The sequence below is a fragment of the Achromobacter pulmonis genome (assembly GCF_002885955.2).
Lineage (GTDB): Bacteria > Pseudomonadota > Gammaproteobacteria > Burkholderiales > Burkholderiaceae_B > Achromobacter > Achromobacter pulmonis_A.
In genome coordinates this window covers 584,077-604,332 of sequence record NZ_POQS01000003.1, presented here as the reverse complement: position 1 = coordinate 604,332, position 20,256 = coordinate 584,077, and the positions used below count along the sequence as shown (strand labels likewise).

Annotated in this window: 17 protein-coding genes; 8 read left to right on the top strand and 9 right to left on the bottom strand. The window is 70.4% G+C overall.

The window, feature by feature from the left end; translation table 11 throughout:
* The first annotated feature begins 177 nt into the window (after positions 1–177).
* The 3 genes from C1I89_RS14070 to C1I89_RS14060 are packed head-to-tail and all read left to right on the top strand — an operon-like array spanning position 178 to position 3,174.
* Positions 178–1,113 carry a 3-keto-5-aminohexanoate cleavage protein gene (locus tag C1I89_RS14070; protein ID WP_102773384.1) on the top strand — a complete coding sequence of 312 codons (936 nt, stop codon included), beginning with the start codon at positions 178–180 and terminating at the stop codon, positions 1,111–1,113.
* 25 nt (positions 1,114–1,138) lie between these two features.
* Positions 1,139–2,338 carry an ABC transporter substrate-binding protein gene (locus tag C1I89_RS14065; protein ID WP_102773383.1) on the top strand — a complete coding sequence of 400 codons (1,200 nt, stop codon included), beginning with the start codon at positions 1,139–1,141 and terminating at the stop codon, positions 2,336–2,338.
* 20 nt (positions 2,339–2,358) lie between these two features.
* Positions 2,359–3,174: an SDR family oxidoreductase gene (locus tag C1I89_RS14060; protein WP_102773382.1), complete on the top strand. Its 816-nt coding sequence runs from the start codon at positions 2,359–2,361 to the stop codon at positions 3,172–3,174.
* Positions 3,175–3,184: 10 nt separating this feature from the next.
* Here C1I89_RS14060 and C1I89_RS14055 read toward each other — a convergent pair whose 3' ends face one another.
* The 4 genes from C1I89_RS14055 to C1I89_RS14040 form a co-directional block, all read right to left on the bottom strand.
* Positions 3,185–4,114 carry a LysR family transcriptional regulator gene (locus C1I89_RS14055; protein ID WP_102773381.1) on the bottom strand — a complete coding sequence of 310 codons (930 nt, stop codon included), beginning with the start codon at positions 4,112–4,114 and terminating at the stop codon, positions 3,185–3,187.
* Between the two features lie 4 nt (positions 4,115–4,118).
* The gene (locus C1I89_RS14050) at positions 4,119–5,585 is read right to left on the bottom strand and encodes a DUF1254 domain-containing protein (protein ID WP_102773380.1); all 1,467 of its coding nucleotides are present in this window, start codon (positions 5,583–5,585) and stop codon (positions 4,119–4,121) included.
* Between the two features lie 62 nt (positions 5,586–5,647).
* On the bottom strand, positions 5,648–6,196 hold the full coding sequence (locus C1I89_RS14045) for an ureidoglycolate lyase (RefSeq protein WP_102773379.1): 549 nt from the start codon (positions 6,194–6,196) through the stop codon (positions 5,648–5,650).
* Complete coding sequence (locus C1I89_RS14040; RefSeq protein ID WP_102773378.1) at positions 6,193–6,447, bottom strand: Arm DNA-binding domain-containing protein; 255 nt, start codon at positions 6,445–6,447, stop codon at positions 6,193–6,195. Before C1I89_RS14040 ends, C1I89_RS14045 begins: the two co-directional genes overlap by 4 nt.
* A 74-nt stretch (positions 6,448–6,521) precedes the next feature.
* On the opposite strand from C1I89_RS14040, the gene C1I89_RS14035 reads away from it, so the two are divergent.
* From C1I89_RS14035 to C1I89_RS14025, 3 genes are all read left to right on the top strand, one after another.
* Positions 6,522–6,902, top strand: coding sequence for a cupin domain-containing protein (locus tag C1I89_RS14035; protein WP_102773377.1), 381 nt, complete (start codon positions 6,522–6,524; stop codon positions 6,900–6,902).
* A 127-nt stretch (positions 6,903–7,029) separates the two neighbouring features.
* Positions 7,030–10,197, top strand: coding sequence for a WG repeat-containing protein (locus C1I89_RS14030; protein WP_102773376.1), 3,168 nt, complete (start codon positions 7,030–7,032; stop codon positions 10,195–10,197).
* The gene (locus C1I89_RS14025; RefSeq protein WP_102773375.1) at positions 10,194–13,070 is read left to right on the top strand and encodes a WG repeat-containing protein; all 2,877 of its coding nucleotides are present in this window, start codon (positions 10,194–10,196) and stop codon (positions 13,068–13,070) included. The genes C1I89_RS14030 and C1I89_RS14025 overlap by 4 nt, the downstream gene beginning before the upstream one ends.
* Positions 13,071–13,082: 12 nt before the next feature.
* On the opposite strand, the gene C1I89_RS14020 is transcribed toward C1I89_RS14025, so the two are convergent.
* Positions 13,083–13,943 carry an isocitrate lyase/PEP mutase family protein gene (locus C1I89_RS14020; RefSeq protein ID WP_102773374.1) on the bottom strand — a complete coding sequence of 287 codons (861 nt, stop codon included), beginning with the start codon at positions 13,941–13,943 and terminating at the stop codon, positions 13,083–13,085.
* Between the two features lie 103 nt (positions 13,944–14,046).
* On the opposite strand from C1I89_RS14020, the gene C1I89_RS14015 reads away from it, so the two are divergent.
* Positions 14,047–14,925, top strand: coding sequence for a LysR family transcriptional regulator (locus C1I89_RS14015; RefSeq protein WP_102773373.1), 879 nt, complete (start codon positions 14,047–14,049; stop codon positions 14,923–14,925).
* 9 nt (positions 14,926–14,934) lie between these two features.
* On the opposite strand, the gene C1I89_RS14010 is transcribed toward C1I89_RS14015, so the two are convergent.
* The 4 genes from C1I89_RS14010 to C1I89_RS13995 all read right to left on the bottom strand — a co-directional run bounded on the left by C1I89_RS14010 (position 14,935) and on the right by C1I89_RS13995 (position 18,557).
* Positions 14,935–15,750 carry a siderophore-interacting protein gene (locus C1I89_RS14010; protein ID WP_102773372.1) on the bottom strand — a complete coding sequence of 272 codons (816 nt, stop codon included), beginning with the start codon at positions 15,748–15,750 and terminating at the stop codon, positions 14,935–14,937.
* Between the two features lie 23 nt (positions 15,751–15,773).
* Positions 15,774–16,499 carry a PadR family transcriptional regulator gene (locus C1I89_RS14005; RefSeq protein WP_102773371.1) on the bottom strand — a complete coding sequence of 242 codons (726 nt, stop codon included), beginning with the start codon at positions 16,497–16,499 and terminating at the stop codon, positions 15,774–15,776.
* A gap of 85 nt (positions 16,500–16,584) precedes the next feature.
* Positions 16,585–17,391, bottom strand: a complete 807-nt coding sequence (proC, locus tag C1I89_RS14000) for a pyrroline-5-carboxylate reductase (RefSeq protein ID WP_102773370.1) — start codon at positions 17,389–17,391, stop codon at positions 16,585–16,587.
* 32 nt (positions 17,392–17,423) lie between these two features.
* A complete protein-coding gene (locus C1I89_RS13995) occupies positions 17,424–18,557 on the bottom strand; it encodes an alpha-hydroxy acid oxidase (protein ID WP_102773369.1) in 1,134 nt (377 codons plus the stop codon).
* A gap of 271 nt (positions 18,558–18,828) precedes the next feature.
* Here C1I89_RS13995 and C1I89_RS13990 point away from each other — a divergent pair, with 271 nt between their 5' ends.
* Positions 18,829–20,256 carry an FAD-binding oxidoreductase gene (locus C1I89_RS13990; protein WP_102773368.1) on the top strand — a complete coding sequence of 476 codons (1,428 nt, stop codon included), beginning with the start codon at positions 18,829–18,831 and terminating at the stop codon, positions 20,254–20,256.

Sequence of the window (20,256 nt, the reverse complement as noted above, 5' to 3'; positions counted from 1 at the left end):
GTCGCCGGACCGCTCCCAGACAAAAACGCCCCCTCGGGGGGATGGCGCGGCGCAGCACCGGAAAACCTATCAAATGATTATTTCTGTTCAGGTGACAGGGGCCCGGGCCCGCGACAGAATGGGTCAGCCCGGCAAGGAGACTGCCGGAAAGCCACAACCCCGAACCGCTCCGGACCCATGAAAAAATCCCCGAACAAGGTCATCATCACCTGCGCCATCACCGGCTCGGTCCATACGCCGTCGATGTCGCCGCACCTGCCCGTCACGCCCGACGAGATCGCTCATTCCGCACTGGACGCCGCGGCCGCGGGCGCGGCCATCGTGCACCTGCATGCGCGCCGGCCCGACACCGGGCAGCCCACCCAGGACCCCGCGCTCTACGCCCAGTTCCTGCCGCGGATCAAGCAGGCCTCGGACGTGGTGATCAACATCACCACGGGCGGCTCGCCGGTGCTGCCGCTGGCCGACCGCATGGCGCCGGCGCTGCAGTTCAAGCCCGAGGTCGCGTCGCTGAACATGGGCTCCATGAACTTCGGCATGTACGAGCTGCTGGAGCGGTTCCGCGAATTCAAGCACGCCTGGGAACGCCCCTATCTCGAAGGCAGCAGCGACCTGATCTTCAAGAACACGTTCAAGGACATCGAGCACATCCTGACCTCCTGCGGCGACAACGGCACGCGCTTCGAGATCGAGTGCTACGACATCGGCCATCTGTACACGGCGGCGCATTTCGTGGACCGCAAGCTGCTCAAGCCGCCGTTCCTGATCCAGTCGGTGTTCGGCATACGTGGCGGCATCGGCACGCATCCCGAAGACGTGATGATGATGAAGCGCACCGCCGACCGCCTGTTCGGCGGCGACTACATCTGGTCGGTGCTGGCCGCCGGCCGCAAGCAGACGCCGCTGGCGACCATGGCCGCGACGATGGGCGGCAACGTGCGCGTGGGGCTGGAGGACTCCCTGTGGGACGGCCCGGGCGAGCTGGCGCGTTCGAACGCGGACCAGGTGCGAAGAATCCGTCGGATTCTGGAGGACCTGTCGCTGCAAGTGGCGACGCCCGACGAAGCGCGTGAGACGCTGCAGCTCAAAGGACGCGACAACGTCGCGTTCTGAATAACGACACCCCGAGGAGACAACCATGAAAAAAACCCTGTGCGCGGCCGCCCTGGCGGCGCTGTTTGCGACGGCCGGCGCGGCCCAGGCCGACGACGGCGTGATCCGCATCGGATTCATCACCGACATGTCGGGACTGTCGGCGGACGCCGACGGTCCGGGCGGCGCCGAGGCCATCAAGATGGCGGTAGCCGACATGGGCGGCACGGTGGCCGGCAAGAAGGTGGAAGTGCTGGTGGCCGACCACCAGAACCGCGCCGACATCGCGTCGTCGCGCGCCCGCGAATGGCTGGACCAGAAGGGCGTGAACATGCTGGTCGCCGGCGCCAATTCGGCGGCGGCGCTGGCCATGGCGAAAGTGGCCGAGGAAAAGAAGACGCCGTTCTTCGTGGTGAGCGCGGGCGCCTCGGAGCTGACCAACGCGCAGTGCACGCCCTATACCGTGCACTACGCCTACGACACGGTGTCGCTGGCGCGCGGCACCGCCCGCGCCATGATGAAGGAAGGCAACAAGGACTGGTACTTCCTGACGGTGGACCATGCTTTCGGCCATGCGCTGGAGCGCGACGCCTCGGCGGTGGTGCAGGCCGACGGCGGCTCGGTCAAGGGCCGCGTGCGCCATCCGCTGAACGCGGCCGATTTCTCGTCCTTCATCCTGCAGGCGCAGGCGTCCGGCGCGACGGTGCTGGGGCTGGCGAATTCGGCCAGCGACACCAGCAATGCGGTCAAGGCCGCCGCCGAATTCGGCCTGACGCCGGCGATGAAGCTGGCCGGGCTGCTGGTGCTGATTTCCGACGTCCATGCGCTGGGCCTGCAGGCCGCCCAGGACATGTACCTGACCACCGCCTGGTACTGGGACCAGGACGAACCTTCGCGGCAGTGGGCGGCGCGCTTCGAGGAGCGCATGAAGAAAAAGCCCACGATGCTGCAGGCCGGCGACTATTCCGCGGCCACGACCTACCTGAAGGCGGTCGCGGCCACCAACAGCACCGACGGCGACACCGTCATGAAGTGGCTCAGGGCCAATCCGGTGAACGATTTCTTCGCCAAGGAGGGCAAGATCCGCGCCGACGGGCTGATGGTGCACGACATGTTCCTGATGCAGGTGAAGAAGCCGTCGGAATCCAAGGGGCCGTGGGACTATTACAAGCTGGTGGCGCGCGTGCCGGGCGACCAGGTCTACACGTCGCCGCAGGAATCCACCTGCCGCCTGATGAAACCCTGAACCCGTACGAGGAAAGCGGCATGAGCATGAAGAACTCCGTTCCCGGCGATATTTCCGCGTTGCCGGTCGACCTTTCCGGCCGGCGCGTCATCGTGACCGCGGGCGCCGCGGGCATCGGCGCGGCCATCGCCGCCGCGTTCGCCGAACGCGGCGCCCGCGTGCACGTGTGCGACGTGGACGCGCAGGCGCTGGCCGCCTGCCCTCACCCCAACGCGCGCGCCGACGTCGGCCGGCGCGAGGAAATCGACCGCTACATGCAGGACGCGCTGGCGCAGCTCGGCGGCCTGGACGTGCTGGTCAACAATGCCGGAATCGCCGGCCCCACGGCAGGCATCGCCGACATCGCGCCGCAGGAACTGGACGCGACGCTGGGCATCAACCTGGCCTCGCAGTTCCACACCGTGCGCCATGCGCTGCCGGCGCTGCGTTCGGCCGGCGGCGGCAGCATCATCAACGTCAGCTCGGTGGCCGGCCGCATGGGCGTGCCGATGCGCACGCCCTACGCGGCGACCAAATGGGGCGTGGTGGGGCTGACCCGTTCGCTCGCCATGGAACTGGGCGGCTACGGCATCCGCGTCAACGCGCTGCTGCCGGGCCTGGTGGCCGGCCCGCGCATCGAGCGGGTGATCGAGGCGCGCGCCAGGAACATGGGCCTGACGGTCGAGGAGGAAACCCGGCTCGAACTGGCCGGCGTCAGCCTGGGCCAGTTCGTGCGCGCCGCCGACATCGCCAACATGGCGCTGTTTCTGGCCAGCCCCTATGGCGCGATGATCAGCGGCCAGGCCATCAGCATCGACGGCGACCTGCAGTCGCTGCCGTGGCAGCCGCCGCAATAAGGCCGGCGGCTCAACCCGCCAGCTCGATGGCCTGCGCGTAGACGCCGGTGCGGCGCTCCTGGGCGGCGGCGCGCAGGGCGTCCAGCAGCCGCTCGGCCAGTTCCTGGTTCTGCGCCTCCTTGCGCGTGATGAGCAGGAACTCGAACCACTGCCGCGACGCCAGCGGGCGCACCACCAGGTCGGGATAGGCGGCCGCGATGTCCCAGGCCGACAGCGCGTTCACCAGGCTGATGCCCTTCATGGCCCGCACCGTGCCCGGCAGCAGCGACATGTGCGCGCGCATGCCCGAGCGCAGGATCAGCGAATCCGCGATATCGCCCTGCGCCACCACGTAGTCGGACCACAGCGGCTTGACGTAGGTCTCGGCCGGAATGTCCGCCACCGCGATGGTTTCGCGCTGCGCCAGCGCATGGTCGCGGTGCACGATGGCGACGACGTCGGCGCGCAGAAACGGCGTGAAGCGCAGCCGCGCGCTGTCGCGGTGGACGGCGCCCAGGCCGAAATCGGCGCGCATGGTCTCGACCGCGCTGATCGCCTGCACCGAGGATTCGATGTCGATGGAAAACGGCCGCGTGCCGTTGGCGTCCAGATAGCGCCGCACCGCGTCGGGCGCGTAGCCCAATGCCAGCGCCGGCGACGCCGCGATCCGCAGCCCGCGCCCGCCGAACTGCTCGATGCTGTGCAGGGCCTCGTCGATGCGCACCAGCTCGTCCAGCACGAACTTGGCTTCGCTGTACAGGTATTGCCCGGCCTCCGTGGGCCGCAAGGTCTTGTACGAACGGTCGAAGAGCTGCACGCCGGTGGCGCTCTCCAGGCGCGAGATGGCGTGGCTGACGGCCGGCTGCGTCAGGTGCATGATCTGCGCGGCCTGCCGGGTCGAGCCGGCCATGACCACCGTATAGAAGATGCGCAGATCGTGGATGTTGAAGTTGCGCTTCATGCCGTTATCCCGGCGCCCGCTGGATCTCCGGCTGGGTCCACTTGCCGTCCAGCATCGCCGGCCTGGGCCAGTAGTACCGGAAGGCCAGCATGAACGGTCCCTGCGGCGCCGGCAGCCAGTTGGATTCCCGGGACTTGCCCGGCGATTCCGGCTGGATGTAGAGGGTGATGCCGCCGTCGGCGTCGCGCTTGAGTCGGCTCAACATGGACGCGTTGATCTGGTAGCGGCCGATGGGGTTGGCCACCAGCTGCTGGTCGGGCAGCCGGTACAGGGTCATGGACCAGAAGGCGCGCACCGGCGGCAGGCCGCGAGGCGGAAAGCGCAGCGTGTATTTGTTGCGGCCGTCGAGCTGCTGGCCGTAGCTGTCTTTTTCCAGCGCCGGGGACATGGCCTCCTCGCGTCCGCTGCCGCCCAGGCCGACCTGCGCGCCGGTGGCGCGCGCCAGGTAGTCATTGCCCAGCGACTTGCGGTCGCCGTAAAGCCCGTCGGTCCTGCCCTGCAGGGCTTCGCGCTTTTTGTCGATGTCGTTCTGGCCGTCGTGCATGCCTTCCTGCAGGGCGCGTCGCAGCGCCGGGTTGAGCTTGCCGACGTCGAACGGCTCGCCGGCCGCGAGGCCGATGCTGGCGAAACGCGCGCGCAGCGAGCGCTCCGAGGCATGCTCGGGCGCGAACTGCAACAGGAAGGCGAACTGGTTGTAGAACTCCAGCGAGCTGCGCAGCTGCGCCGGCGATTCGGCGGCGATCCAGTCCACCGCCGGCGCCGGGGCGGGCGCGCGCTGGCGGCGGTACGCAGACAGCGTCTGCACCTTGTAGCGGGACTGGATGCGCTTGACGTTGGGCACGTCGGCGGCGCTGTAGATCCGCGTGCGTCCCACCAGGTTGGCCAGTTCGGTTTCCGACCGGAACACCTTGGTGATGCCGGCCGGCGTCTTGCCGTTCCAGCCGGGACCGGCCACCAGGAAGCGCCCGCCGCCGTTGCCGGTGCTGCGGCTGCCGATATAGCCGAAATTGTGCGTATACAGGTCCATCAGCTGCAGCGCGTAATAGCGCCCGCCGCCAATCGGCGGCACGGTGACGACCACGGGCTCGGCGCGCAGGTCCAGCGCCGCGTACGAGTAGCCGGTGTCGGAGCTGGGCGCATAGGCCTTGTCCTCGGGCGCATAGACGCGCGCCATGCTGCTGATGGTGTTAAACGGGCCCTTGTACTGCGGGCCGTTCCTGTCGATGCTGAAGGCGTACATGGTCTGGTAGCTGGCGACCATGGGCGTGCCGTACAGATAGGCCTCGCGCGCGATGCTGCGCGCCTGCTGCGCCGTGACGCCGTCTATCCCGACCGAACGCGAACCGCTGGCGGCGTCGGGCGAATGGAAACTGCAGCCGGCCAGCGCGCCCGCCAGGAGAGCCGCGGCCGCCAGGCGCAGGCCGCGGCGGGTTGCCAGGAAAAAGCCGGTGCATATCTGACGGTTGCGCATTCAGTGCTCCAACATTTCGAGGGATGGGCCGGGCCGGCCCGCGTATCGCCGCGCGCGGCTGCTCAGGCCTCCTGGACCTGGCTTTCCAGCCGCAAGACCGGAATGGCCTGGATCGCGCTTTCGCTGGCGCTGGCGTCCGTGGTCAGGTGCTGGATCAGGTCCAGCGTGGTGGAACGGCGGGTCAGCATCAGGCAGGTGACTTCGGCCTCGGCCACGCGCGTGGCGTGCCAGCAGCCGGGCCGCATGCACACGCCCTGCCCCTGCGGCACCCGGAAAGCCGCGACCTGGGACAGGTCCGGGCTGCCGTCGGCGGCGCTGGGCGCCACGACCTGGATGATCTCGCCGGTCAGCGGGACGATGGCCTGCTGGGTCAGCAGGTGTTTTTCGAGGCTGTCGATTTCAAGCGAGCGGCTGCGGTAGTTGACCCACAGCAGCTCGGCGTCGCCGCCCGCGCCGGTGTTGAACAGGTGCTCCTGCCAGAAATCGGTGGCCGCGTTGGAGTACAGCGGCACGCCGTTGCCGTCCGGGATGGGCTTGCCCAGCATCCAGCCGTAGGGGCGGAAGGCCTCGGGCGTCAGAACATTGATTTCCAGTTGCTCGTTGCTCGTCATGCGGAACCCTGTGTTGGCTTGGCCGCGCGGGCGCGCTTCGGGAATTCGGCATCGTAGTCGAATTCGCCGCGCGCGATGGCCTCGAGTATGGCCGCGCGCCGTTCGGCGGCGCGCTTGAGATTGGCGGCGGTGGGCTTGGCGCGGATGCGCTCGACGCAATGCCGGCCCTGGTGGAAGAAACCGATCTCGATGGAAGACTCCGAGGCGGGCCTGACCCCGTCGAATCCCTGGCGCGCCGCCGTCTCCCGCATCGTCCTCTCCCATTGCCGATGAGCGACATGATATCGCTTTACACTGTTCCGACGCCCCTCTCAGGAAGCGCATTATGACCACGGATCTGTCATCGCACTATGTCCTGCTGGACGCCTCGGGCGCCAGCACCACCGTCGAAGGCGGCGACGCGTTCTGGTCGCAGCCGCCCGAGGAACTCGACCGCTACGGCCGTGGCTGGCTGCTGTCGGAGTTCAGCTTCGCCTCGGACTGGCCGCAATGGGAAATGCACCCGCAGGCCGACGAGGTCGTGCGCTTGCTGTCGGGCGCGGCCGAGCTGCAGCTGGAGTGGCCCACCGGCATCCAGAAAATCCGCATGCAGGCGGGCGACGCCTACGTGATACCCAAGGGCGCGTGGCACACGGTCAAGGTGCTGGAGCCCTGTCGCATGCTGCACGTGACCATGGGCGGGGGCACCCAGCACCGCCCGCTGTAGCGCGCCGGCCGCCGCGCAGACCGGGCGCTTGTTAACGCTTGGTTTTCGATGGTTACATTTCCCGAGTTATTGCCTGCTACGGGTGGTTACAGTGCTGCCTTCCCATCTTCTTGGCAGGCATACGACCATGCGGCATTGCGCCCGGCCCTTACGTTCCGGCGGTTGCGTCCCGCCCCGCCCCGCGGCGAGGGCCTCGTTCGACTTCAAGCCGCTGGCGCTCGCCCTGGCGCTGGCCAGCCTGGCCGCGGTGCAGGCGCCGGCCCAGGCGCAATCCAGCTGGATCGCGCGCTGCCTCGGCGACTTCTTCGAACCGGGCGCGCGTCCGGAATGCCACCAGCCCTACAGCGAAGGCCTGGCCGCGGTGCTGACCGGCTCGGCCGGCGACGCCGCGGGCCGCTGGGGCTACCTCGACAAGCAGGGCCGCATGGCCATCGCGCCCGCCTATGACGAGGCCGAGCCGTTCCAGAACGGCCTGGCCGCGGTGAACAAGGACGGGCGCTGGGGCTATATCGACCGCGGCGGCCGCTGGGCCATCGAACCCCGTTACGCGCGCGCCAGCGGCTTCAACGCCGAAGGCAGCGCGGTGGTGGAAGCGGACGGCCGCGACGTGCTGATCGACCGCCAGGGCAAGACGCTCAAGACCTTTGCGCTGGGCGCGCGCAGCTGGGGTTTCCGGCCGGGCCAGAAGCTGGCGGCGATGGAAATCCCGCAGCCGCCGCGGCTGTTCAACGTCGCGACCGGCAAGGCGGCCACGCTGCCCGAAGGCGTGATGCGGCTGGCGGCGCCGACCGGCGGCTATCTGCCGGCCCAGTTGCGCGACACGCGCTATGGCGGCTGGTGGGGGCTGCTGGACCAGGCGGGCGGCTGGGCCGTGACGCCGCAGGCCCTGCAGTCGCAGGAGCCGCCGTTGCGCGACGGCGCGCTTCTGGCGGTGCGCCGCGACGAGCGCTGGCTGTTCGTGGACGCGGCCGGCCAGGCGCTTTCTTCCGAGCGCTACCGGCAATTGCAGTCTGTGGCGCCGGGCCTGTGGCTGGCCCGTCCCGACGACGGCGGGCCGGCCCAGCTGCTGGACGGCCAGCGCCAGGTGCTGCATCGCTTCAAATCTCCTTACGCCGGCGTGCAGGATCGCGAAGGCTGGCGCTTCATGGTCGACGACGACCTCGTGCTGCTGGTCGACGCCGCCGACAGGCTGATCCGGGTGCCGGTCGGCCAGGGCCGCGTGGACGTGCGCGAGGGCCAGGCCTGGATCTCCGGCGCCCAGCCCGGCAACGCCCCGCAGGCCCAGGCCGCCGAACAGCCGGGCCAGGACGCGGTGGCCCGGGCCGAGGACGCCTCCGCCCCGGTCGAAGCCGAAGCCGCCGAGGACATCGGCGGCGAACCGGCAGCCGACGACGCGGGCGCGATGATCGCAAGCGACGCCGCCATCCCGGCGGCGGCGCCGGCCGACGCGCCGCCGCCGCCGATGATTCCCATGCCGCCGGTCTCGGCGGCGTCCGAGGCGGGTGCGGCCGCCGATGCCGCCGACGCGGCCGATGCGGCGGCGGCAGCCGCCGAAGCCGCGGCCGCCGCCGCGGCCAGCGGCGCGGAAATCAGCCAGGGCGGGCTGGTGCAGATCTACGCCGCCGACGGCAGGCCGCTGCTGGACGACGCCACCGTCGCGCGGCTGCGGGCCTACGACGTCACCGCCTTCAGCCGCCGCGACGAAAGCAGGCGCGGCGCCGCCGGCACGGCCCCGATGCCGTTGGCGCTGCTGCGTCCGCATGCCTATGGGCAGCCCATCGGCATCCTGACGCCGGCCGGCAAGATCGTGACCAACGCGGACTGGGACGACATCTCGGCCTATGACGTGTCCATGCCCTTGCCGGTGCGCACCCGCGAAGGCAAGGCCGGCGCGATCGACGCGGCGGGCAAGTGGGCGGTCCCGCCGCGCTTCGGCAATCTGCGCCCGTTCCGCGGCGGTTACGCCTGGGCGCGGCCAGCGGGCTCGCAGCGCGGCGAGGAGGTGCTGATCGACGCCCGGGGCAAGACCGTGGCCGTGCCCGACGCGGTGCTCGACGGCGCCGAGGGCCTGGACGGCGACATGCTCCACTACCGCGCGCCGGACGAGAACCGCGAACGCCGCTGGGGCGTCTGGAACCTGCGCGCCGGCGCGCCGGTGCTCAAGCCGGTGTACGACGGCATCGAAGCGTTCCGCGACGGCTGGGCCCTGGTGCAGGAACGGGGCCAGTGGGGCGTGATCGACAGCAAGGGGCGATGGGCGCTGCGCCCCGCCTACCAGAGCGCGTACGAACTGGAATACCTGGGCAATGGCCTCATGCTGGTTCCCGACACCGGCCCGCGCGCTTCCGACTCGTCGCGCGGCTACCGGCTCGTCAACCTGCGCAGCGGCAAGTCCAGCCCGGCGCTGGCCAATAAGCCCACCGCCCTGAAGGACGGACGCTACATCGCCGAGCTGGAGGACGCCGGCCTGATGCTGTTCGACGCGGACGGCGCGGGCCTGCGCCTGGCCGACAGCCGGCAGCGCCGCAACGAGGTGTACGGCGACTGGATCTACATGGAGGGCGACGAGCGCGAAGGCGCCATCGACGCCCGCGGCGAGCTGAAGGTGCCCGCCCTGTATGGCGAATTCAATCCCTTCTTCGTGCAGCCGGAAGGCCTGGCGCGCGCCTACGACGGCGCCGGCTACCGCCTGATCGACCAGAACGGCAAGACGCTGCTGGATGGCCGCGGCGACGGCACGCCGCTGGCCGGCATGCAGCGCATCGTGTACCAGGACGACGGCGGCAGCGTCATGACGGACCTGCGCGGCAACGAGGTCGCGCGCGTGCCCGGCAGCTACAGCGTGCGCTATCGCTTCGCCAGCGAAGGCGTGGTGCCCTACAGCGGCGACGGCGGCAACGACCGCTACGGCTTCGTCGACGCCGCCGGCAAGCGCATCGTGGGGCCGCACTTCGACTGGCTGGGACCGCTCAGGAACGGCCTGGCCGTGGCGCAGCGCAAGCAGCGCACCGGCAAGCAGTTCGGCTACATCGACCTGAGCGGGCGCTATGCGATCCCGCCGCTGTTCTCGTGGGCCGGCGACTTCCACGAGGAACGCGCGCTGGTGCGCCAGGACGGATACACGCAGTTCATCGACACAAAGGGAGAACCGCTGGCGACCTTCGTCATGGTCTGCGACACGCTGACCATCCTGGACCGCCTCGGCCGCATCAGCTGGCCGCAGCAGAAGATGAGCTGCCCCGCGGCCGGGAAGTTCGAGCTCGCCCCCGACAACGCCAAAGCGGAACAACAATGAAGTCACGCGCATTCAGCATCACCCGTCTCGCCTGCGCGCTGGCCGCGCTGGGCGCGTCCCTGTCCGCCCACGCGCAGTACGGAGACGCCGGCTGCCTGGAGAACGCCCCGTACGACAGCTACGCCGAACTGGACACGAGCGCCGGCAGCCCCTACGCCAACGGCTGCATCCGCACGCTGTCGGACAAGCGCGCGGCGGTGCTGCTGCCCAGCGCACTGAAAAGCGCCGGCCCGGCGCCCGGCGACCGGTCGCTGCGCCGCCATGCCTGGGGCTTCCTGGACCAGAACGGCAGGCTGGCGATCGACCCGATATTCGAGGCCGTGGGCGACTTCCGCCACGGCCTGGCCGCCGTCAAGTGGCAGGGCCGCTGGGGTTTCATCGACACGCGCGGCCGCATGGCGGTGCGCCCGCAGTTCGACGCCGTGCAGAACTTCACGCAGGCCGGCCTGGCCGTGGCCACGCTGGACGGCCGCCACCATCTGATCGACCGCCAGGGCAATTACGTGGGCGAGCCGCTGGACGAAAGCGTGGCCTCGCTGCGCCTGCAGGATGGCGTGCCGGCCCTGGCCACGCTGGAATACAAGCTGGAGTACCGCTCCGCCAGCGGCGAGCGCCGCTACAGCGACGCCGGCATCCATCTGATCCGCGCCTATGGCAAGCAGCTGTACGTGGCGCGCAACGACGAGGGCCGCTACGGCCTGGTGGACGGCCAGTGGAACTGGGCGCTGGAGCCGGTCTACGACGACATCCTGGAGCCGTCCGAGGAAGGCGCGCTGGCCCTGGCCTACGGGCCGCGCGGCGCGGAATTGCTGGACCCGCAGGGCCGGTCGGTGCTGGACGAGGGCCAGCGCTACCGCGAACTGAGGCAACTGGGCAATGCATTCTGGAGCGCCGAGCTGGAGCGCGGCAGCTATGCGGTGCTGGACGCCGCGGGCAAGCCCGTGGCCAGGCTCAAGGGCGATCAGGCCTATGGTTCGCAGCGCTTTGGCGACACGCTGCTCTATCCCTCCGGCAACAAGGTGATGGCCTTGATTCCGGGCCGCGGCGAACCGGTGGAGCTGGGCGCGGACCTGGCCGTCGTCGGCGATCTGGACGGCTATGTGCGTTTCACCGACGCGCAAAACACGTCGGCCGGGCTGCTGACGCCCTCCGGCGCCTGGCTGTACGGCGACCGCGCGCCGGCCTGGCTGGGCGAGTTCAGCCGCATGGAGGTGCGCCAGGGCAGGCTGTGGCTGTTCCAGGACACCCGCCTGCTCAACGTGATCGACGCCGAAGGCCGCGCGCTGCTCAAGCCCGAGACGGTCGAGGCCGCGCAGCAGATGGCGCTGCGGCCGCTGGCGCTGGACATGCCCGGCGGCCCGCTGGGCCTGCTCAGCCACGGCTACTGCCACTGCAACACCGAGACCGGCGCCGGCCTGGTGCTGGCCGACGGCAGCATCGTGAGCGACGCCGCCTGGACCGAGGTGACCCCGCTGGACGTCGTCGACCGGTACGACGGCGAGCCGCCCGCAGGACTGGAGGCGCGGCACCTGCGCTACGCCGCCCACACGGCCGACGGCATGCGCCTGCTGGACGCGGCCGGCAAGCCCATCGACCTGCCCGCGCAGCAATACATCGGGGAATTCCGCCACGGCTATGCGCTGGCCTACGGCGGCGGCGCAAGCCGCATGATCGACCGCGACGGCAAGGCCTACGCGCTGCCGGCGGGTTACTTCGACACGGAAATCGTCGCGCCCGGCGTGGTGCGTTTCGTGGAGACCGCGGCCGAGGACGCGCCCTGGGGCCTGTACGACTTCGTGGCCGGCAAGGTCATCGCCGAGGCGCGCTATCGCAGCATCGGCGAATTCGAGCACGGCCAGGCCGTGGCCTCGCTGGGGCCGGACCGCAGCGGCGTCATCGACCTGCAGGGCCGCTGGATCGTGCCGGCCAGCCACCATGCCGCCAGGCGCGTCAACGCGCAGCTGTGGCAGGTGCAGCAGGCCGGCCCGCAGCAGGAGGAATACAAACGCCCCTCCGCCCTGTTCAACGCCGAGGGCCGCGCGCTGACCGCCTTCCTGCCCAACCTGCAGGCCCACGCCGACGAGACCGGCGCCATTACCGCCGACGACGGCAAGCGCCGCTGGATCATCTCGCCCGACGGCGCCGACGCGCTGGACATGGAGGATGCGCGCTACACCCGCCTGGGCGACTGGATGGAGATCCGCCGCGCCCCGCGCAGCGGCTATCTGGACGCGCAGGGCCGGTGGCAGATCGCACCCGCCGCCGTGATCGGCGGCACCTTCCGCGGCGCGCCGGCCCGCGCCCTGGTGAGCGACGACGACGGCGACCGCGTGATCGACGCGCAGGGCAAGACCGTCGCTGCCCTGCCCGATGGCGACTGGAACTGGCCGGCCGGCTCGCCCACGCTGCTGCGGCGCTACATCGACCAGGGCAGGCAGAAGACCGACTACGTCGGCCTGGACGGCAAGGTCCGCGTGAGCGCCGAGGGCCTTGCGTCGGCCTACTCGGAAGGCTATGCCGTGTCGCAGCTGTCGAGCCGCGCGATGCGCGCGGTCGACGCCCGCGGCGCGCTCACCGGACCCGCGTTCGATGCGCTGGGCCGCCTGAGCGAGGGCCTGGCGCCGGTCTACGCCGACAGCGCCTATGGCTACGTCAACGCCGCCGGCGAGATGGCGCTGCTGCCCGCCTACGAAACCGTCTCGCCGTTCCGGGACGGGCGCGCCGTGGTCTCGACCATGGAATGGTCTTCCATCATCGACCGCACCGGCAGGCCGGTGGCGCGCGTGGCGATGGAATGCGGCGTGCGCACGCTGTACGGCTCGTACGGCCAGCGGCTGTGGCCGCTGACCCTGCCGCGGCGCTGCCCCGGATAGCGCCCCCCGCCGCTATTGCGCGTCCAGCGCCAGGTAGCGGCGGGTCTGCACGATCTCCTCGCGCTCCTTGAAACTGGTGAGGCGCTCGGCCAGGGCGCTGCTGTCGCCGGTCTGGCGGATGGCCGCCAGCGTGGCCTGCATGGCATGGATGGCGGCGCGCTGTAGGTCCGACGGAATGATGACCAGGCGATAGCCCATCGCCGCCAGTTCGGGCAGCGGCACCAGCGGCGTCTTGCCGCCGTAGAACATGTTGATGAGCTTCAGGCCGGGCAGGCGCTCGGCGATGGCCTGGATCTGCTCCCGCGTCTCGGGCGCTTCCACGAACAGCATGTCGGCGCCCGCTTCCACGTAGCGCTGCGCGCGCGCCAGCGCGGCGTCGAAGCCCTCGACCGCGATGGCGTCGGTGCGCGCGATCACCAGCGCGTCGGGGTCGCTCAGGGTCTGGCGCGCGATGTGCACCTTGCGGCACATTTCCTCCACGTCGACCAGGCTCTTGTCGTCCAGGTGGCCGCAGCGCTTGGGAAACGACTGGTCCTCGATGTGGAAGGCGGCCACGCCGGCGCGCTCCATGATGCGCACGGTGCGCTCGACGTTGGCCGACCCGCCGAAGCCGGTGTCGGCATCGGCCACCACCGGCAGCCCGCTGGCGTCGACGATTTTTTCCACGCGGTCCATCACTTCGGTAAAGCTCAGCAGGCCGATGTCGGGGTAGCCCGCGGCGCGCGCGATGGCGCCGCCGCTGGCGTAGACCGCCGGAAAGCCGGCCGCGGCCACCAGGCGGGCCGACATGCCGTCATAGGCGCCGGGCGCCACGACGACGTCGGCGGCCAGGCGCTGGCGCAACAGGGTGCTGGGTTTGACTGGGGCGTTCATGCGGATTCCTTGAAGGACGTATCGGATGCGTCCATGATCGTTCCGCGACACTAGAATGTCCAATATATGGAAAATTGATAATTAATACTTTCTAGATACCGATATGGAACTGCGCCACCTGCGTTATTTCGTCGCCACCGCCGAGGCCGAACACTTCACCCGCGCCGCCGAACAACTGGGCATGGCGCAGCCGCCGCTGTCGCAGCAGATCCGCCAGCTGGAGCAGGAAGTCGGCACGCCGCTGTTCGACCGCAACGGCCGGGGCGTGGCGCTGAACGACGCGGGCCGCGCCTTCCTGGCCTGCGCGCAGGACATCCTGCAGCGCGCCCAGGCGGCCGTGCTGACCGCGCAGCGGGCGGCGCGCGGCGAGGTCGGCGAGCTGACGTTGGGGTTCACGGAATCGGCTTCGTTCAACGGCGTGGTGACCGGGCTGATCCGGCAATACCGCCAACGCTATCCGGAAGTGGAGATGACGCTGTCGCAAGGCGATAGCGAAACGCTGGTGGCGCAGCTGCGCAGCGGCGCGATAGACGCGGCCTTCGTGCGGCCGCCCTTCGCGCTGGACGGCGGACTGGCCTTCACGCAGCTGGCGCAGGAGCCGCTGGTGGTGGCGCTGCCGCTGGGCCATCGCCTGGCCGGCGCGGCGCAACTGGCGCCCGCCGACCTGGCGCGCGAGCGCTTCATTCTGTATTCGCGCAAGTCAGGTTACGGGCTGAGCGCGGACATCATGGCGGCCTGCCGGCAGCAGGGGCTCAACCCCAGCATCGGCCAGCGCGCGCCGCAGCTGTCTTCGGCGGTGAACCTGGTGGCGGCGGGCATGGGCGTGGCGATCGTGCCGGATTCGCTGCGCCATCTGCGCCCCGACGGCGTGGTGTACCGTCCGTTCGCGCTGGACTGGCCGCGCGCCGTGCTGGGCCTGGCGGTGCGCCAGCCCGGCGCGGGCGCGCGCGTGCGCAACCTGCTGGCGCTGGCCGCGGCCTGAGGCCGCCGTTCAGTCTTCGTGCGACTCGTGCACGGCGGCCGCGCCGCGCTTCCAGTAGCTGGCGGCGCGGATGCGGCGCTTGTCCACGCCATGGCCCGCCACCATGACTTCGCGCAGCGCCCTGGCCACGGCGGACTCGGCCGCGATCCACACATAGCCTTCGCCCGGCGGCAAACGCAGTTCGCGCGCCGCGTCCAGCAGCGCGGCGCCGTCGCCGGACGCCGCGCCGTCGCGGTGCAGCCAGCGGACCGTCGCGCGCGCGGGGCTGGCCAGCGCGATCTCGTTGGCGGCATGCGGCACTTCGATCAGGGCCAGCGCCTGCGCGGTCTCGGGCAGCTCTTCCAGGCGGCGCGCGATGGCGGGCAAGGCGGTTTCGTCGCCGATCAGCAGGTGCCAGTCAAAGCCCGTGGGCACCACGAAGGAACCGCGCGGCCCGGCTATGCCCAGCCGCTGGCCGGGCGCGGCCTGCTCGGCCCAGGTCGAGGCGGGGCCGTCGCCGTGCAGCACGAAGTCGATCACGAGTTCCCTGCGCGCCGCGTCATAACGGCGCGGGGTGTAGTCGCGCGCGGCTGGACGGGGCGCGCCTTCGGGGAACGTGATGCCGTCCGAGCCGAAGCTGGGCAGGACCGGCGGCAGCGAAGGGTCGGGCGAAAAGAAAAGCTTCACGTGGTCGTCGAACGAGGCGGAGACGAAGTCATGCAGGTCGTCGCCGGTGAAGGTGACGCGGGCCAGCAGGCCGGCGATGCGCTCGACGTGCGCCACGGTCAGCACGCGTGCCTTTAGTTCGTGGCGGACGCGTTCGACATTGAGGTCGGTGCGGGTCATGGATACTCCAGGAAGGTACGGAATCAGGAACAGGAGCCCGTGATTTCCGCCGTTGCGCGCGCCAGGATGGCCGCGATGCGCCGCTGTTCCTTGGGCCCGGCGTCGGTACGTTCGAGCAGCGCGCGCTTGAGCGCCTGGCGGGCCTCGACGAATTCCGGCAGCCAGCCGGTGGCGGCGTCCTCGCCCTCCGGGCCGGTACTGCGCGGCTGGCCGCTCCAGGCCTGGCGCATCCAGTCCATCTTGCGCGCCACGTGCTTGAACTTGTTGAACATGAGCGACAGGCGCTCGCGGTTGGCGTCCAGGCGCTCGCGCCCCGCCGGCGCCAAGTGGTAGCGCTTCTTGGCGCCGGCCTGCTCGACCGTGGCGTAGCCCAGCTCTTCCAGATAGGTCAGCGCCGGATAGACCATGCCGGGGCTGGGCGTGTAGAAGCCGTTGCTGAGCGCGCCCAGCGCCTTGATGAGTTCATAGCCGTGGCTGGGGTTCTGTTCCAGCAGGCCCAGCAGCATCAGCTGCAGGTCGTCGCCCGAGACCTTGCGGCTGCGGTTCCAGCCGCCGCCGTCGCCGCCCAGGCCGTCCGGCTCGCCGCGCCCGCCGGGCGGGCCGGAGAACCAGTCGCTGCCCGCGCCGGCATGGCGCTGGTGATGGGCGTGGCGGCCGTCGTGGTCTTGCGGCCGCACGGCCTCGTGAGGCTTGTTCCGCGCGCGGCGCGGGCCGCGCGGGAACGCGGTCAGGAATTGGGGTTGACGCATGGGACCTCCTCGGAACGTATCTTACGATATATATCGTACGATATAGTTCCGATAGGCCTTCCGTCAAGCCCGGGGCGCGGACGCCCTATCCCGCGGCCAGTTCCCGCGCGCGCCGCCGGGCGCAATGCACGGCCCGGGCGATCGCCTCGGCCACGCCGGCTTCGCGCATGTGCGACAGGGCCGCGTGGGTGGTGCCGCCCTTGGAGGTGACGCGGTCCTGCAGCTCGGACAAGGCGGCGTCTTCGGCGGCGGCCAACGCGGCCGCGCCGCGAAACGCCGATACCGCCAGCCGGCGCGCTTCGGCGGGCGCGAAGCCCAGTTCGACCGCGCCCTGCTCCAGCGCGGCCATGAAATGGAAGACGTAGCCCGGCCCGCTGCCGGTCACCGCGGTGACGGCGTCGATCATGGCTTCGCTGGCGGTCCAGATGCGTTCGCCCACCGCCGCGAACAGGGCGTCGGCCAGCGCGCGTTCGCGCGGCCCGCAGGCCGGCGTGGCGTACAGGCCCGTCATGCCCAGGCCCACCTTGGCCGGCGTGTTCGGCATGGCGCGCACGATGCGCGCGTGGCCGCCCAGCCAGTCCGACAGCGCGGCCAGTTCGACGCCGGCCGCGATGCTGACCACGACGGCCTCGGCCGGCAGATGGCGCCGCACCTGCGCGCAGGCCTCGCGCAGCACCTGCGGCTTGGTGGCCAGCACGCACAGCGCGGCGTCGCCCAGGCCGGGACCGGGCAGCTCCACGCAGGCCAGGCCGCGCGCGGCCAGGGCCTCGCGCGTGGGCGCGTAGGGCTCCACCACCAGGAAGTCTTCCAACGCCCTGCCCTGGCCGAGCAGGCCGTCGATGATGGCCGAGGCCATGTTGCCGCCGCCGATGAAAACGATTTTTTCGCGCATGGATGTTCCGATGAAGGTTGCAAGCCTGGAGCTCAGCGCCGCCGCACCGCGCCCGCGTTCAGGGCGTCGATGCGGCTGCGGCCCAGCAGCCTGAGGGTGTTTTCGAGTTCGGTGCGCAGAATCGCCAGCACCTCGTGCACGCCGGCCGGCCCGCGGCCCGCCAGGCCGTACAGCGGCGCGCGGCCCAGCAGCACGGCGCGCGCGCCCAGCGCCACCGCCTTGGCGATATCGCTGCCGCGGCGCACGCCGCCGTCGACCATGATTTCCAGCGAGCGTCCCAGTTCGGCCGCCACCTCCGGCAGGATTTCCAGCGGGCATGGCGCGCTTTCGAGCTGGCGGCCGCCGTGGTTGGACAGGACGATGCCGTCGACGCCGCGCGCCCGGGCGCGGCGCGCGTCGGCCAGCCCCTGGATGCCCTTGATGACGATGCGCCCGCGCCAGACGCGGCGCAGCCAGGCGACGTCGTCCCAGCTCAGCGCCAGGTCCATCTGGCGGCTGAGCGCCGAGGCCTGTTCGGTGATGTTCTCGCGCGCGTTGGAGCTGACGGCCAGGTTCTTCAACTGCGGGCCGCCGTGGCGCAGCATGCGCCAGCACCAGCCCGGATGCGCGGCCAGGTCCAGCAGCAGGCGCGGCGACGGCCGCAGCGGCAGCTTGAAGCCGTTGCGCTTGTCGTGGTCGCGGTTGCCGTGGACCGGCACGTCCACGGTCAGGAACAGCACGGTATAGCCGTTCTGCCAGGCGCGGTCCATCAGGTGCTCGGCGATGCGGCGGTCGCGCTGCACGTAGAGCTGCAGCCAGAGCTCGCCGGAGGTCGCCGCGCGCACGTCTTCCAGCAGGGAAGTGGACGCGGTCGACAGCACGAAAGGCAGGCCGGCCCGGTGCGCGGCGCGCGCCAGGTGGACGTCGGCGTCGGGCCAGAACAGCCCGTTCAGGCCGGTGGGGCCGACGGCGGCCGGCATGGCGGCGGTGGCGCCCAGCAGCGGCGTTTCCAGCCGGCATTCGGAGACGTCGACCAGCACGTCCGGGCGGAATTCCAGCGCGGCGTAGGCCGATGCGTTGCGCGCCATCGTCAGGCCGTCCTCCGCCCCGCCTTCGAGGTAATCGAACGCCAGCCGGGGCAGGCGTTTTTGCGCGTGGCGCCGGTAGTCCATCACGCACGGCAGCATTGCAGTTCCTTGTTTTCCATGGCCTGGCGGTGTTTAAAATAAATCGAATACAGAATAATATAATTGTATTTCGATCATTTTGAGCGCCGCAATCCGGATCGCCACTAATCCGCGGTTACGCCCGGCGCACGGGCCTGGGCGAGCGACGCGCTAGCCTAGGACATACCCTAAAGTCAATTGCAATTCGATTACTTAAATCGAAAAGCAATTTAAGTAATCGTATGCTGTGCCCGAACGCGCTGGGACTCCAGCGCCCATCGGGACCACAGACATGACCAACGGCAACACCCTGCTAGACGCGCTGACCCAGGCCCTGGGCGCGGACGCCATCCTCCACAGCGAAGCCGACATGGCCGGCTACACCGAAGACTGGCGCGGCCGCTACAAGGGCCCGGCGCTGTGCGTGGCGCTGCCCGGCAACACGCAGCAGGTGTCCGAGGTGGTGCGCCTGTGCCACGCGCACGGCGCGCCGGTGCTGCCCCAGGGCGGCAACACCAGCCTGTGCGGCGGCGCCGTGCCCGCCGCCGGAGGCCGCCCGCCCGTGATCGTGAACCTGGCGCGCATGCGCCGCGTGCGCCGCGTGGACGCGGCCAACAATTCCATGGAAGTCGAGGCCGGCTGCGTGCTGGCCACGGTGCAGGAAGCGGCGGCCGCGCAAGGCCGGCTGTACCCGATCAGCCTGGGCGCGGAAGGCTCGTGCCAGATCGGCGGCACCATCGCCACCAACGCGGGCGGCACCGGCGTGCTGCGCTACGGCAACACGCGCGACAACATCCTGGGGCTGGAAGTGGTGCTGCCCGACGGCTCCATCTGGGACGGCCTGACCGCGCTGCGCAAGAACAACACGGGCTATGACCTCAAGCACCTGTTCATCGGCGCCGAAGGCACGATGGGCATCGTCACCGCCGCCGTGCTGAAGCTGCATCCCCTGCCCAGCGCGCACGCCGTGGCCTGGCTGGCGCCGGACAGCCCGCAGGCCGCGCTGGACATCCTGGGCCTGTTCCAGCGGGCCTGCGGCTCGCGCCTGTCGGCCTTCGAAATGATCGACAGCAACCAGCTGGACGTGGTGATGGCGCACGTGCCGGGCCGCAAGAATCCGCTGCCCGGCGCCCATCCCTGGCACGTGCTGGTGGAACTGTCCGACACCGGCGACGACGCCGGATTGCAGGAACTGCTGCAGCAGATCCTGGAGCAGGCCGCGTCCCAGGGCCTGTTGCACGACGCCGTGCTGGCCGCCAACGGCGCGCAGCGCGCCGCCCTCTGGGAAGTGCGCCACAGCGTGTCGGAAGGCAACAAGAAGGCCGGCGTGGGCCTGACCACCGACACCGCCGTGCCCGTATCCGCCGTGCCGCGCTTCATCGACGAAGCCACCCGGGCCGTGCGCGAACTGGCGCCGGGTCTGCCGGTGCTGATCGTGGCGCACCTGGGCGACGGCAACGTGCACTTCATTCCGTTTTTCACCTTCGATGCCTGGAACGCGCTGCCCGACCGCGACGCGATGGCCGCCGCCATCCGGCGCGCGGTCAACGACGTGGCCGCGGCGCTGGGCGGCACCTTCAGCGCCGAACACGGCGTGGGCCGCAGCTCGCTCGCCGAAATGGCGCACTACAAGTCGCCGGTGGAGCTGGCGATGATGCGCGCGGTGAAACAGGCTTTCGATCCCGCCCAGCTTTTCAACCCCGGCCGCTTGCTGCCTTGA

Bases quoted from the DNA above. Each gene is read 5' to 3' on its own strand.
- C1I89_RS14015 (WP_102773373.1), top strand. From the start codon at position 14,047: ATGGAACTGCGCCACCTGCGTTATTTCGTCGCCACCGCCGAGGCCGAA.
- proC (WP_102773370.1), bottom strand. From the start codon at position 17,391: ATGCGCGAAAAAATCGTTTTCATCGGCGGCGGCAACATGGCCTCGGCC.
- C1I89_RS14010 (WP_102773372.1), bottom strand. From the start codon at position 15,750: ATGACCCGCACCGACCTCAATGTCGAACGCGTCCGCCACGAACTAAAG.
- C1I89_RS13995 (WP_102773369.1), bottom strand. From the start codon at position 18,557: ATGCTGCCGTGCGTGATGGACTACCGGCGCCACGCGCAAAAACGCCTG.
- C1I89_RS14050 (WP_102773380.1), bottom strand. From the start codon at position 5,585: ATGCGCAACCGTCAGATATGCACCGGCTTTTTCCTGGCAACCCGCCGC.
- C1I89_RS14035 (WP_102773377.1), top strand. From the start codon at position 6,522: ATGACCACGGATCTGTCATCGCACTATGTCCTGCTGGACGCCTCGGGC.
- C1I89_RS14055 (WP_102773381.1), bottom strand. From the start codon at position 4,114: ATGAAGCGCAACTTCAACATCCACGATCTGCGCATCTTCTATACGGTG.
- C1I89_RS14070 (WP_102773384.1), top strand. From the start codon at position 178: ATGAAAAAATCCCCGAACAAGGTCATCATCACCTGCGCCATCACCGGC.
- C1I89_RS14065 (WP_102773383.1), top strand. From the start codon at position 1,139: ATGAAAAAAACCCTGTGCGCGGCCGCCCTGGCGGCGCTGTTTGCGACG.
- C1I89_RS14045 (WP_102773379.1), bottom strand. From the start codon at position 6,196: ATGACGAGCAACGAGCAACTGGAAATCAATGTTCTGACGCCCGAGGCC.
- C1I89_RS14030 (WP_102773376.1), top strand. From the start codon at position 7,030: ATGCGGCATTGCGCCCGGCCCTTACGTTCCGGCGGTTGCGTCCCGCCC.
- C1I89_RS14025 (WP_102773375.1), top strand. From the start codon at position 10,194: ATGAAGTCACGCGCATTCAGCATCACCCGTCTCGCCTGCGCGCTGGCC.
- C1I89_RS14060 (WP_102773382.1), top strand. From the start codon at position 2,359: ATGAGCATGAAGAACTCCGTTCCCGGCGATATTTCCGCGTTGCCGGTC.
- C1I89_RS14005 (WP_102773371.1), bottom strand. From the start codon at position 16,499: ATGCGTCAACCCCAATTCCTGACCGCGTTCCCGCGCGGCCCGCGCCGC.
- C1I89_RS13990 (WP_102773368.1), top strand. From the start codon at position 18,829: ATGACCAACGGCAACACCCTGCTAGACGCGCTGACCCAGGCCCTGGGC.
- C1I89_RS14020 (WP_102773374.1), bottom strand. From the start codon at position 13,943: ATGAACGCCCCAGTCAAACCCAGCACCCTGTTGCGCCAGCGCCTGGCC.
- C1I89_RS14040 (WP_102773378.1), bottom strand. From the start codon at position 6,447: ATGCGGGAGACGGCGGCGCGCCAGGGATTCGACGGGGTCAGGCCCGCC.